This window comes from Hydrogenophaga sp. GW823-FHT04C09, from assembly GCF_058796355.1.
In genome coordinates this window covers 182467-195458 of record NZ_JBXAIO010000003.1, presented here as the reverse complement: position 1 = coordinate 195458, position 12992 = coordinate 182467, and the positions used below count along the sequence as shown (strand labels likewise).

The window sequence follows — 12992 nt, the reverse complement described above, 5'->3', positions numbered from 1 at the left end:
TTTTCCGCTTCCCAACCATGACCGACATGAAACCGATCCAAGTAGGCCTCCTGGGCATAGGCACCGTAGGCAGTGGCACGTTCAACGTGCTTCAGCGCAACCAGGAGGAGATTCGCCGGCGCGCCGGTCGTGGCATTGAAATCACCATGGTGGCCGACCTGGACGTGGCCCGCGCGCAGTCCATCGTGGGTCCGGACGTGAAGGTCGTGAACGACGCGCGCGCCGTGATCGCCAACCCCGAGATCGACATCGTGATCGAGCTCATCGGCGGCTACGGCATCGCCAAGGCCCTGGTGATGGAAGCCATCGCCGCTGGCAAGCACGTGGTCACCGCGAACAAGGCCCTGCTGGCCGTGCATGGCACCGAGATCTTCGCGGCCGCTTCGGCCAAGGGCGTGATGGTGGCCTTCGAGGCGGCCGTGGCCGGTGGCATTCCCATCATCAAGGCGCTGCGCGAAGGCCTCACCGCCAACAGCATCCAGTGGATCGCCGGCATCATCAACGGCACGACCAACTTCATCCTTTCCGAGATGCGCGACAAGGGCCTGGACTTCGCCGTCGTGCTCCAGGAGGCGCAGCGCCTGGGTTACGCCGAGGCCGACCCGACCTTCGACATCGAAGGCGTGGACGCGGCGCACAAGGTCACGCTCATGAGCGCGATCGCCTTCGGCATTCCCGTGCAGTTCGACAAGGCCTATGTGGAAGGCATCACCCAGCTGGGCGCCACCGACATCAAGTACGCCGAACAGCTCGGCTACCGCATCAAGCTGCTGGGCATCACCAAGCGCACGGCGCAAGGCATCGAGCTGCGTGTGCACCCGAGCCTGGTGCCGAGCAAACGCCTGATCGCCAACGTGGAAGGCGCGATGAACGCCGTGGTGGTCAACGGCGACGCCGTGGGCACCACGCTCTACTACGGCAAGGGCGCGGGCAGCGAGCCCACCGCCAGCGCCGTCATCGCCGACCTGGTGGACATCACCCGCCTGCACACGGCCGACCCGCACCACCGCGTGCCGCACCTGGCCTTCCAGCCCGACGCCTTGAGCGATCTCACCGTGCTGCCCATGAGCGAGGTGGTGACGAGCTACTACCTGCGCCTGCGCGTGGCCGACCAGGCCGGCGTGCTGGCCAAGGTCACCGGTTTGCTGGCCGGCGCCGGCATCAGCATCGACGCGGTGCTGCAGCGCGAGGCCGACGAGGTGAGCGGCGAAGGTGGCACCTCCACCGACCTCATCATCCTCACGCACGACACGCGCGAGGGCACCATGAACGACGCCCTGGCGCAACTGCAGACGCTGCCCACCGTGCTGGCGCCCATCGTGCGCATCCGCAAGGAAGAGCTCAACTGATGCGTTACCTCTCGACCCGCGGCCATGCCGACCGCAAGCGCTTCTGTGAAATCCTGCTGGAAGGCCTGGCGCCCGACGGCGGCCTCTACCTGCCCGAGCGTTACCCGCAGGTCGATGCCATTGCGCTGCAGCGCCTGCGCGAGTCGTTCAACGGCGGCCGGCCCGGGGGCTACGCCGCGCTGGCGTTCGAGATCCTGTCGCTCTACATCGACGACATCCCCGCCGCCGACCTGCGCGCGTTGTGCGAGAAGACCTACACCGAGGCGGTCTTCGGCACGCCGCAGATCGTGCCGCTGAAGAAGCTCGAAGACGGCTTCTACCTCGAAGCCTTGTCCAACGGCCCCACGCTGGCCTTCAAGGACATGGCGATGCAGTTGCTCGGCAACCTGTTCGAGTACGAGCTGGCGCGCCGCGGTGAAGAACTCAACATCCTGGGAGCGACCTCCGGCGACACCGGCAGCGCGGCCGAGTACGCCATGCGCGGCAAGCACGGCGTGCGCGTGTTCATGCTCAGCCCGCACGGGCGCATGAGCCCGTTCCAGCAGGCGCAGATGTTCAGCCTGATGGACGAGAACATTCACAACATCGCGATCGAAGGCGTGTTCGACGATTGCCAGGACATCGTCAAGGACGTCAGCAACGACCTCGCGTTCAAGCGCGCCCACAAGATCGGCACCGTCAACTCGATCAACTGGGCCCGCCTGCTGGCCCAGGTGGTCTACTACTTCGCTGGCTATTTCCAGGCCACCACGAAGGACACCGAGCAGGTCTCGTTCACCGTGCCCAGCGGCAACTTCGGCAACGTGTGCGCGGGCCATGTGGCGCGCCAGATGGGCTTGCCGATCCGCACGCTGGTGGTCGCCACCAACGAAAACGACGTGCTCGACGAGTTCTTCCGCACCGGCGTGTACCGCGTGCGCGGCAGCGCCGACACGCACGAGACCTCCAGCCCGTCGATGGACATTTCCAAGGCCAGCAACTTCGAGCGCTTCGTGTTCGACCTGCTCGGGCGCGACGGCGATCGCGTCAAGGCCTTCTTCGGTGAAGGCCTGTCGCGCGAGGGCCGCTTCGACCTGAGCACCGACCCGGTGTTCGCCGAGGCCGCGAGCCACTATGGTTTTCGCAGCGGCAAGAGCACGCATGCCAACCGGCTCGACACGATTCGCGACGTGTACCAGCGCCACCGCCTGATGATCGACACCCACACCGCCGACGGTGTGAAGGTGGCGCGCGAACACCGTGAAGCCGGCACCCCCATGGTGGTGCTGGAGACCGCGTTGCCCATCAAGTTCGCCGAAACCATTGTCGAAGCCCTGGGCCGCCAGCCCGATCGCCCGGCGCAGTTCCAGGGCATCGAAGACCTGCCCAAGCGGGTGAAGGTCATGCCGGCCCGCACCGCCGACGTGCAGGCCTTCATCGCCGAGCACTGCGCCCGCGCATGAAGGTGGTCGGATTCGCGGGCTACTCCGGATCCGGCAAGACCACGCTGGTCGAACAACTGATTCCCGCGCTGCAGCTGCGCGGGCAGCGCGTCTCGGTGGTCAAGCACGCCCACCATGACTTCGATATTGACCACCCGGGCAAGGACACCTGGCGCCACCGCGAGGCCGGCGCCTTCGAGGTGCTGGCCGCCTCGCCCCGGCGGCTGGTGATCATGCGCGAGCTGCAGGATCGCGTGGAGCACTCGGTGCACAGCCTCATCGCCGAGCTGCACCCCGCGGTGGACTGGGTGCTGGTCGAGGGTTTCAAGGACAGCGACCTCGCCAAGGTCGAGGTCTGGCGCCAGGCCCATGGCAAGCCGGTGCGTTACCCCGCCGACGATCGCATCGTTGCCGTCGTGACCGACAGCCCGCAGGCCTTGCCCGCACCCACCCCACGCACGGTGCTGGATTTGAACCACCCCGATGACGTGGCGCTCTGGTTGCTCGACAATGCAGACCGCTTCGCCTACCAGGCCCATCCGCCTTCCACGACGCCATGAACGCCTCCCAACCTCCCGCACGCGCACCGCTGATGTCGCTGGCCGACGCCATGACCGACCTGCTGGGCCGTGTCGAGGCGCTGAGCGCGACCGAGACCGTCGCCACGTTCGACGCCGACCGCCGCGTGCTCGCGCAAGACCTGGTCTCGGCCCTGCAGGTGCCGCCGAACGACAACTCGTCCATGGACGGCTACGCGGTGCGCGTGGCCGATGTGACCGAGCCGGGCCAGGTGCTGCGCGTGAGTCAGCGCATCGCCGCCGGCCACGCGGGCCAGCCTCTGGAGCCGGGCACCTGCGCGCGCATCTTCACCGGCGCACCCATGCCCGCCGGGGCCGATGCCGTGGTGATGCAGGAAGACACCATCGAGGTGGGGGGTGACATCCACGCCGTGCACATCCAGGCGGTGCCCGAGGCGGGCCAATGGGTGCGCCGCGCGGGCGAAGACGTGACGCGCGGCGCCGTGGTGCTCGCCCGGGGCGAGCAGCTCTCGCCCGCGAGCCTGGGCCTGGCCGCGAGCCTGGGTCTGGCACACCTGCTGGTGAACGCGCGGCCGCGCGTGGCGCTGTTCTCCACCGGCGACGAACTCGTGATGCCGGGCGAGGTGCCGCCCGAAGCCATGAAACCTGGCGCGATCTACAACTCCAACCGGTTCTTCCTGCGCACGCTGCTCCAGCGCATGGGCTGCGAGGTGAGCGACCTCGGCATCGTGCCCGACCGTCGCGAAGCCACGCTGGCCGCACTCAAGACCGCGGCCGACCACCACGACCTGATCCTCACCAGCGGCGGTGTGTCGGTGGGCGAGGAAGACCACATCAAGCCCTCGGTGCAACAGCTCGGCAGCCTGGACCTGTGGCAGATCGGCATGAAGCCGGGCAAGCCCTTCGCGTACGGCACGGTGCGGCGCGATGGTGGCGCGGGTGCGGCGGCGGGCGTTGCCTGCCATTTCATCGGCCTGCCGGGCAACCCGGTGTCCAGCTTCGTCACCTTCCTGCTGCTGGTGCGGCCCTTCCTGCTCAAGCTGCAAGGTGTGCCCGCGAACCGCTTCCAGGCGCTGCCGCCGGCCACCACGCTGCCCGCTCATTTCACCGTGGCGCGGGCCGACAAGCGCCGCGAGTTCCTGCGCGTTCGCCGCAACGCCGCGGGCGGGCTGGACCTGTTCCCCAACCAGAGTTCGGGTGTGCTCACCTCCGCCGTCTGGGGCGATGGCCTGGTCGACAACCCGGCCGGTACCACCATCGCCCACGGCGACCCCGTGTCCTACATCTCCTTTGCGGACCTGCTCGCATGAAAGTTCAGTTGCGCTACTTCGCCGCCATCCGCGAGGCCCTGGGCATGGGCAGCGAAGCGGTGGACACCCAGGCCACCACGCTCTCGGCCTTGCGCGCCGAGCTCGTGGCGCGCGGGGGCGCGTACGCGGACGTGCTGGCGCCGGGCCGGGCGGTGCGCGTGGCCCTGAACCAGGCCATGAGCGAGGAGTCCGCCCCACTCACCGAGGGCGCCGAGGTCGGGTTCTTTCCTCCCGTCACGGGTGGTTGAAATGGCGCCCCGCGTCCGCATCCAGACGGAAGACTTCGACCTCAGCACCGAGGTCGCTCAACTGCGCCTGCAGGACGCGCGCGTGGGCGCCGTCTGCAGCTTCATCGGCACCGTGCGGGACCGCAACGACGGCCAGAGCGTGAGCACGATGGAGCTGGAGCACTACCCAGGCATGACCGAAAAATCGATCGAGGCCATGATCGATGAGGCCTTCCAGCGTTTCGATCTGTACGGCGCGCGCGTGATCCACCGCGTGGGCCTGCTGCAGCCGCTGGACCAGATCGTGCTGGTGACCGTGACCTCCGCGCACCGGGGCGAAAGCTTCCAGGCCTGCGAGTTCCTCATGGACTACCTCAAGACCCAGGCGCCGTTCTGGAAGAAGGAACAGACGCCCGAGGGCGCGCGCTGGGTCGACGCCCGCGTGAGCGACGACGCGGCGCTCGCGCGCTGGGGCATCGAGGCGCGCAACGGTTGACATGACCCGCGCCGCCGACGTCGAAGCCATCGAACGCGCCACGCTGCAGGCGGTGGCGCCGGAGGTGGTGGAGGCCTTGCCCGGCTGGTTGTTGCCCATGGACAGCGGCACCGTGGGCCGCGCGCGCAGCGCCGTGCCCCTGCACCATGCAGCGCCCGACCTTGGCTTGCTGGCCTCGATCCTGGCGCGGTATGAGGCCCGTGGCTTCACCCCCGCGCTCCGCCTGCCGGACCTGCCCGCGTTCGAGCCTTTCCAGCAGGCCTTGCGGCAGCAGGGTTTCGTGCGCCGGCAGCCCACGCTGACGCAGACCGCCCCGATCGAGGCGCTGCTGAACGCCGAGTCCGATCCGGCCGCTGTCCTGGCCGATGCGCCCGACGCGGCCTGGATGGCCATGTTCCTGGGCGAGGGCCTGGACCCGGTGGATGGCGAGAGTCGTGCCCGCTCGCTGAGCCGCGCCACGGGCACGCGGTATGCCAGCCTGCGCGAGAACGGCCACACGCTGGCCTGTGGCGCGGCCTCGTTCGGCCACGGCTGGCTGGGGGTGCACGGCATGCGCACCGCAGCCGCGCAGCGCGGCCGCGGCCTGGCTGGGCGCTTGCTGCGCGCGATGGCGCGGGAGGCCGCGCAACGGGGCCTCCTTCAGGCCTTCCTGCAGGTCGACGCCAGCAACGCACCGGCGCTCGCGCTCTACCAGAGGCTGGGCTTTTCCACGGCCTGGGCTTACGCTTACTGGCGCCGGCCCGACCCTGCGTCGGTTTGATCGGCGTCAACCCGGGTGGCGGCAGCGGGTGCCGCGCCTTGAAAACCCGGGGATCAGCGCCATGTGTGATGCAGTTCTGAATTCACGGAGAGCCTTTTCATGCGTCTCGACAAACTCACCACCAAGTTCCAGGAAGCCCTCGGCGAAGCGCAAACCCTGGCCCTGGGCGCCGACAACGCCTACATCGAACCCGCCCACCTGTTGCTGGCCTTGCTGCGCCAGGCCGACGGCCCGCAGTCGCTGTTGCAGCGCGCGGGCGTGAACGTGCCGGGCCTGGCCAAGGCCGCGGAAGCGGCGGTCAAGCGCCTGCCCGAAGTGCAGGGGCAGGACCAGGTGCAGGTCGGCCCCGAGCTGGCCAAGCTGCTGCAGGCCACCGAAAAGGAGGCAATCAAGCGCGGTGACCAGTTCATCGCCAGCGAGCTCTTCCTGCTCGCCGTGGCCGACAGCAAAGGCGAACTCGCCCGCATCGCCAATGAAAACGGCCTGAACCGCAAGAGCCTGGAAGCGGCCATCACCGCCGTGCGCGGCGGGCAGAAGATGGACAGCCCCGAGGCCGAAGGCCAGCGCGAAGCCCTCAAGAAATACACGCTGGACCTCACCGAGCGCGCCCGCCTGGGCAAGCTCGACCCGGTGATCGGCCGCGACGACGAGATCCGCCGCGCCATCCAGGTGCTGCAGCGCCGCACCAAGAACAACCCCGTGCTCATCGGCGAACCCGGCGTGGGCAAGACCGCCATCGTCGAAGGCCTGGCGCAGCGCATCGTGGCCGGTGAAGTGCCCGACTCGCTCAAGGGCAAGCGCGTGCTGAGCCTGGACATGGCCGCGCTGCTGGCCGGCGCCAAGTTCCGCGGCGAGTTCGAGGAGCGCCTCAAGACCGTGCTCAACGAACTGGCCAAGGACGAGGGCCAGACCATCGTCTTCATCGACGAGCTGCACACCATGGTGGGCGCGGGCAAGGCCGAAGGCGCGATGGACGCGGGCAACATGCTCAAGCCGGCCCTGGCGCGCGGCGAACTGCATTGCGTGGGCGCCACCACGCTTGATGAATACCGCAAATACATCGAGAAGGACGCCGCGCTGGAGCGCCGCTTCCAGAAGATCCTCGTGGGCGAGCCCAGCGTGGAGGCGACCATCGCCATCCTGCGCGGCCTGCAGGAGAAGTACGAAGTGCACCACGGCGTGCAGATCACCGACCCGGCCATCGTGGCCGCGGCCGAACTCAGCCACCGCTACATCACCGACCGTTTCCTGCCCGACAAGGCGATCGACCTGATCGATGAGGCCGCGTCCAAGATCAAGATCGAACTCGACTCCAAGCCCGAGGTGATGGACCGGCTCGACCGCCGCCTGATCCAGCTGCAGATCGAGCGCGAAGCCGTGCGCCGCGAGAAGGACGAGGCCTCGCAGAAGCGCTTTGGCCTGATCGAGGAAGAGATCGCGCGGCTGGAAAAAGAGATCTCCGACTACGACGAGATCTGGAAGGCCGAGAAGGCCGCCGCGCTCGGCTCCAAGGACGTGATGGAAGAGATGGATCGCATCCGCTCGCAGATCAAGACCTTCACCGACAAGGGCGATTTCAACAAGGTCGCCGAGCTGCAGTACGGCAAGCTGCCCGAACTGGAAAAACGCCTGAAGGACGCGCAGGCCGTCGAGTCGGGCAAGGCGCTGAACAAGGACGGCAAGGGCCGCCCACAGCTGCTGCGCACGCAGGTCGGCGCCGAAGAGATCGCCGAGGTCGTGGCGCGCGCCACCGGCATTCCGGTGTCCAAGCTCATGCAGGGCGAGCGCGACAAGCTGTTGCTGATGGAAGGCAAGCTGCACGAGCGCGTGGTCGGCCAGGACGAGGCCATCGGTGCCGTCGCCAACGCCATCCGCCGTTCGCGCTCGGGCCTGTCCGACCCGAACCGCCCGACCGGCTCCTTCCTGTTCCTCGGCCCCACGGGCGTGGGCAAGACCGAGCTGTGCAAGGCGCTGGCCGGTTTCCTGTTTGACAGCGAAGACCACCTCATCCGCATCGACATGAGCGAGTTCATGGAGAAGCACTCGGTCGCGCGCCTGATCGGCGCGCCACCCGGCTACGTGGGTTACGAGGAGGGCGGTTACCTCACCGAAGCCGTGCGCCGCAAGCCTTACAGCGTGGTGCTGCTCGACGAGGTCGAGAAGGCCCACCCCGACGTGTTCAACGTGCTGCTGCAGGTGCTCGACGACGGCCGCCTGACCGATGGCCAGGGCCGCACCGTGGACTTCAAGAACACCGTGATCGTCATGACGAGCAACATCGGCTCGCACATGATCCAGGCCATGGTCGGCGCGCCGTACGACGAGGTGAAGGAAGCGGTCTGGGACGAACTCAAGAACCACTTCCGGCCCGAGTTCCTCAACCGCATCGACGAGACGGTGGTGTTCCATGCGCTCGACGCGAAGCACATCGAATCGATCGCCGCGATCCAGCTCAAGGTGCTCGAAGCGCGCCTGGCCAGGATGGACCTGCACCTGGATGTCTCGCCGGCGGCCCTGGCCGAGCTGGCCAAGGTCGGCTTCGATCCGGTCTTCGGCGCGCGCCCGCTCAAGCGCGCGATCCAGCAGCGCATCGAGAACCCGCTCTCGAAGTTCCTGCTCGAAGGGCGCTACCCACCGAAGTCGTCCATTCCGGTGGACGTGGACCCGGTGCAGAACCCCGGCGTGTTCGAGTTCGGCGACGGCGTCGTGCAGGCCTGAGGCCGGGGGGCTCCTCCGTCCGTCGTGGATGGGGGAGGGGCTCTACCCTTGACGGGAGGGGCGGCCTATCATGAAACCCATGACCCAGATCCCTCCCTCCCTGCCTCTGCGGGCGCTGTTCGACGCGCAGTACAACGCCAGCCGCGCCCAGGTGGACGTGCCACTGGCATTGCGGCGCGACCGGCTGGCCCGACTGCGTGCCCTGATCGACAGCCACGCGCCGGCCCTGGCCGAGGCAGTGGAGGCCGACTTCGGCGTGCGCTCGCCGCAGCTCACCGAGGCGGCGGACCTGTTCGTGCTGCGCGCGGGCATGGCCCAGCTGCACAAGCACCTGCCCGGCTGGATGAAGCCGCAGCGCGTGGCCACGCCGCTGTACCTGCAGCCCGCGCGGGCCCACATCCAGCGCCAGCCCCTGGGCGTGGTCGGCGTCATCGGTCCCTGGAACTACCCGCTGCAACTCACGTTCGGCCCGGCCGCCACGGCGCTGGCGGCCGGCAACCGCGTGATGCTCAAGCCCAGCGAACTCACGCCCCACACCTCGGCCCTCATGGCCACGCTGGTGCAGCAGGCTTTCGCGGCCGACGAGTTCAGCGTGGTGCTGGGCGGGCCGGACGTGGCGCAGGACTTCTCCCGCCTGCCGTTCGACCACCTGTTCTTCACCGGCTCCACCCAGGTCGGCCGCCAGGTGGCGGCGGCCGCGGCGGCCAACCTCACGCCCACCACGCTGGAGCTGGGCGGCAAGTCACCCTGCGTGATCGATGCCTCGTGCGACCTGAACGATGCGGCCGTCAAGATCGCGCACGGCAAGCTGCTCAACGCCGGCCAGACCTGCATCGCGCCCGACTACGTGCTGCTGCCGCGCGACCGGGAGGCCGAGTTCGAACGCGCCTACACCGCCGCCGTGGCGCGCCTGTTCCCCAGCATCGCGGGCAACCCCGACTACGCCGCCATCGTGAGCGAGCGGCACCAGGCGCGCCTGGTCGCGCTGCTGGACGAAGCCCAGGCCGGCGGCGCGCGCGTGGTGAATGTGGCGCCACCCGGTGGCACCAGCGGCGGTGCGCGCCAGATGAACCCCGTGCTGGTGTTCGATGCGGCGCCGGGCCTGCGCCTGATGGGCGAAGAAATCTTCGGCCCCATCCTGCCGGTGGTGGCCTACGACGGCATCGACGACGCCATCGCCTTCATCAACCTGCGACCCCGACCGCTGGCGCTGTACTGGTTCGGCAGCGACACCGCCGCGCGCGACCGCTTGCTGAACCGCACGGTCAGCGGTGGCGTGACGGTGAACGACACGCTGATGCACATCGCGCACGAAGGCCTGCCTTTTGGTGGCGTGGGCGAGAGCGGCTGGGGCTCGTACCACGGCGAGGCCGGCTTCCTGCGCTTCACGCAGCAGAAGCCGGTGCTGGTGCAATCGCGCTGGGCGATGGGCTGGCTGTTCTACCCGCCGTATGGGGCGCGGTTCCAGCGTGTGATGGGGCTGCTCAAGCGCTGGCTCTGAGTCAGGCACCCGCCACCGCGTCGTCGTCGGTCTCCGCCGTGGCCCCGGTCGTGGCGCACTGCAGCAAACCTTCTTGCTGCAAACGCTGCAGAAGTTCTTTCACATCGTTGCCGAGCAGGCCCACCAGTTCCTGCTCGCTGCGCTTGCCATTGGCCAGCAACAGGACGGTGTGTGTCTGGCGGCCCAGTCGGTCGGGCCAGGTGAGGGCATCCCAGGCGCGGGATGTCTTCACGTAGCGTTGGTTGTTGCATTCCATCTTTTTTACTCCCCGAATCTCGGCACCATTCTGGCCCGAGCATGTCCCATGCTGCCTGTCAGATATGACAGCTCCTTGAAGGGCGGAAAGACGGCCGCGCCGAGTCTCCTTCAGCGCTGCTGGCCGTCGGCCCGCAAGCCCCAGCGCGTTGGCGGATGGCCCATGGCCGCCTTGAACATCGCGCTGAACGCACTGTCGCTGGCGTAACCCGTGGCCGCCGCCACCTGACCGATGGGCATGCCCCGGGCGAGCATAGGCAAGGCGTGTGCCAGCACCGCCTGCTGTCGCCACTGCTGGTAGGTGGTGCCCAGTTCTTCGCGGAACAGCCGCGCCACGGTGCGTTCGCTCGCGCCGGTGTCGGCCGCCCACTCGGCCAGCGTGGCGCGTTCGCCGGGTGCGCGCAGCACCGCCTCGCACAGGGCGCGCAGCCGCTTGTCGCGCGGCAGCGGCACGCCCAGGGTCTGGGTGTCGGCGTGCGCCAGCTCGTCGAGCACCAGATCGGTCAGCAGGCGGTCGCGTGCCGGTTCGGCCGCGCGCCGCGTGGCCGCGTCCATGGCCTGGATCAGCTCGCGCAACAGGGGGGAGACGACGATCATGCGGCAGGCCGTCCAGCCGGCGGGCGCGGCGCCCGCGTGGATGTAGAGCGTGCGCAGCTCGGCGGCCTCGCGCACCGTGACGGCGTGGCGCATGCCGGGCGGAATCCACACGGCGCGCGAGGGCGGCACGATGTAGGTCACCGCCTGCAGGCTCGGGTCGTCGGGAGAGGCCATCGCCTGCACGATGCCGGTGGCGCAGTAGGCCAACTGCCCCCAGGGGTGGCGGTGCGGTTCGAAGTGGGTGTCCGCGCTCAGGTCGCGGGCGCGCACGCGCACCGGGCGAGCCGCGTCGGGCGTGAAGGGATCGGTGTCTCCGAGGAGCGTGGGGCCGGGGCGAGGGCGCTGAGGCATCGTTTTGGTGCGTTGGCGGATTTTCAACGAATTCTGACAGATCGTCGCGATTCGGCGAAGTCGGGCCGATCTACGATCACGCCATGTCTTCCTCCAGCACCACCTCATCCCTGCCGCCGCCCGTGGCCCTGCGGCAGGACGCCAGCCTCATCGGGCTGGTGGGCCTGGCCCACATGGTCAGCCATTTCAGCCAGCTGCTGCTCGCGCCGCTGTTCCCCTGGCTCAAGGACGCGTTCAACGCCAGTTACGCGGAGCTGGGTTTCCTGATGACCATCTTCTTCGTCACCTCGTGCGCGGTGCAGACCGCCTCGGGTTTCGTGGTGGACCGCCTCGGTCCCCGCCCCGTGCTGTTCGCCGGCCTGGCGCTGCTGGGCGTGGCGGCTTTCGGGTTCGCGGCCAGCACCGGCTACTGGATGATGGCCTTCTTCGCCATCGTGGCCGGCATCGGCAACGGGGTGTTCCACCCGGTGGACTACACCCTGCTCAACCGCAAGGTGAGCGCGCCCCGCCTGGGGCACGCCTACAGCGTGCACGGCATCACCGGCAGCCTGGGCTGGGCGCTGGCGCCGGCCATGATGGTGCCGATCGCGCTGGCCTTTTCCTGGCGCGCGGCGCTGGCCAGCGCGGGTGTGCTGGCCTTCGCGGTGCTGGCCGTGCTGTGGTTCAACCGCGAGCGCCTCAGCCTGCCGGCCGCGCCCAAGCCGGCCCAGGGACCGGCCCACGCGGCCACGGAAAGCTCCACGGCCTTCCTGCGCATCCCGGCGGTGTGGATGTGTTTCGGTTTCTTCTTTTTCTATGCCATGGCGCTCAGCGTGGTGCAGGCTTTCGCGCCCGAAGCCGCGCGCCAGCTGCACGGCGTGCCGCTCGCGCTGGTGGCGGTGTGCCTGACGATCTACATGGTCTGCGCGGCCGGCGGCATGGTGCTGGGTGGCTTCCTCGCGTCCGATCCGGCGCGCTGCGAGCGCGTGGTGGGCGTGGGCTTTGGCCTGGCGGCGGTCATCGCGCTGGTGCTGGCCTTTGCCCATGTGCCGGCGGCGGTGGTGCCGGTGCTGTTCGGCGCCATGGGCTTCTCGGCCGGCATCGCGGGCCCTTCGCGCGACCTGCTGGTGAAGAAGTCCACGCCCGACAACGCCACCGGCCGTGTGTACGGCGTGGTGTATTCCGGGCTGGACATCGGCCAGGCCATCTCGCCGCTGATCTTCGGCGTGCTCATGGACCACGGCCAGTTCCAGGGCGTGCTGATCGGCCTGGCGGTGGTGCAGGCGGTGCTCATCGCGAGCGCTTTCAACGTGCGCCGGGTGCGGCGCACCGTTTTGGCGCCGGCCTGAAGCCGGCCGGCCACCCGGGCGCCGCCGATGCTGGTGTTGCGCCCGGCTGCCGAATATTTGCCGCCCTTCACGCGGTGGGCCTTGCCAGCGGGTATAAAAGCATCTTGATACATATACCCACCCGGCCGATTCCCGCACAC

Annotated in this window: 12 protein-coding genes; 10 read left to right on the top strand and 2 right to left on the bottom strand. The window is 68.7% G+C overall.

Annotation, left to right across the window (positions count from 1 at the left end; all coding sequences use genetic code 11):
- Positions 1 to 26: 26 nt before the first annotated feature.
- The 9 genes from AC1Q9M_RS09975 to AC1Q9M_RS09935 all read left to right on the top strand — a co-directional run bounded on the left by AC1Q9M_RS09975 (position 27) and on the right by AC1Q9M_RS09935 (position 10321).
- Entirely contained in the window at positions 27 to 1349 is a 1323-nt protein-coding gene (locus AC1Q9M_RS09975) for a homoserine dehydrogenase (protein ID WP_382320398.1), read from the top strand.
- Positions 1349 to 2791 carry a threonine synthase gene (thrC, locus tag AC1Q9M_RS09970; RefSeq protein WP_382320397.1) on the top strand — a complete coding sequence of 481 codons (1443 nt, stop codon included), beginning with the start codon at positions 1349 to 1351 and terminating at the stop codon, positions 2789 to 2791. Before AC1Q9M_RS09975 ends, thrC begins: the two co-directional genes overlap by 1 nt.
- Positions 2788 to 3330 (top strand): molybdopterin-guanine dinucleotide biosynthesis protein B, encoded by a 543-nt coding sequence (mobB, locus tag AC1Q9M_RS09965; RefSeq protein WP_382320395.1) that lies wholly within the window; start codon positions 2788 to 2790, stop codon positions 3328 to 3330. The genes thrC and mobB overlap by 4 nt, the downstream gene beginning before the upstream one ends.
- Positions 3327 to 4619: a molybdopterin molybdotransferase MoeA gene (locus AC1Q9M_RS09960; RefSeq protein WP_382320393.1), complete on the top strand. Its 1293-nt coding sequence runs from the start codon at positions 3327 to 3329 to the stop codon at positions 4617 to 4619. Before mobB ends, AC1Q9M_RS09960 begins: the two co-directional genes overlap by 4 nt.
- Entirely contained in the window at positions 4616 to 4867 is a 252-nt protein-coding gene (locus AC1Q9M_RS09955; RefSeq protein WP_382156978.1) for a MoaD/ThiS family protein, read from the top strand. Before AC1Q9M_RS09960 ends, AC1Q9M_RS09955 begins: the two co-directional genes overlap by 4 nt.
- A 1-nt stretch (position 4868) precedes the next feature.
- Positions 4869 to 5342: a molybdenum cofactor biosynthesis protein MoaE gene (locus tag AC1Q9M_RS09950; protein WP_382320391.1), complete on the top strand. Its 474-nt coding sequence runs from the start codon at positions 4869 to 4871 to the stop codon at positions 5340 to 5342.
- 1 nt (position 5343) lies between these two features.
- Positions 5344 to 6102, top strand: coding sequence for a GNAT family N-acetyltransferase (locus AC1Q9M_RS09945; protein ID WP_492433578.1), 759 nt, complete (start codon positions 5344 to 5346; stop codon positions 6100 to 6102).
- Positions 6103 to 6201: 99 nt separating this feature from the next.
- The gene (gene clpB, locus AC1Q9M_RS09940) at positions 6202 to 8820 is read left to right on the top strand and encodes an ATP-dependent chaperone ClpB (RefSeq protein ID WP_382156984.1); all 2619 of its coding nucleotides are present in this window, start codon (positions 6202 to 6204) and stop codon (positions 8818 to 8820) included.
- A 79-nt stretch (positions 8821 to 8899) separates the two neighbouring features.
- Positions 8900 to 10321, top strand: a complete 1422-nt coding sequence (locus tag AC1Q9M_RS09935) for a coniferyl aldehyde dehydrogenase (protein ID WP_492433576.1) — start codon at positions 8900 to 8902, stop codon at positions 10319 to 10321.
- Between the two features lies 1 nt (position 10322).
- Here the strand turns inward: AC1Q9M_RS09935 and AC1Q9M_RS09930 are convergent, their stop codons facing one another.
- Together AC1Q9M_RS09930 and AC1Q9M_RS09925 are read right to left on the bottom strand one after the other, a co-directional pair.
- The gene (locus AC1Q9M_RS09930) at positions 10323 to 10577 is read right to left on the bottom strand and encodes a hypothetical protein (RefSeq protein ID WP_492433574.1); all 255 of its coding nucleotides are present in this window, start codon (positions 10575 to 10577) and stop codon (positions 10323 to 10325) included.
- A gap of 110 nt (positions 10578 to 10687) precedes the next feature.
- The gene (locus tag AC1Q9M_RS09925) at positions 10688 to 11524 is read right to left on the bottom strand and encodes an AraC family transcriptional regulator (protein ID WP_382156990.1); all 837 of its coding nucleotides are present in this window, start codon (positions 11522 to 11524) and stop codon (positions 10688 to 10690) included.
- A gap of 83 nt (positions 11525 to 11607) precedes the next feature.
- Between AC1Q9M_RS09925 and AC1Q9M_RS09920 the strand changes: the two genes are divergently transcribed.
- Positions 11608 to 12852, top strand: coding sequence for an MFS transporter (locus tag AC1Q9M_RS09920; protein ID WP_444686829.1), 1245 nt, complete (start codon positions 11608 to 11610; stop codon positions 12850 to 12852).
- The last annotated feature ends 140 nt before the right edge of the window (positions 12853 to 12992 follow it).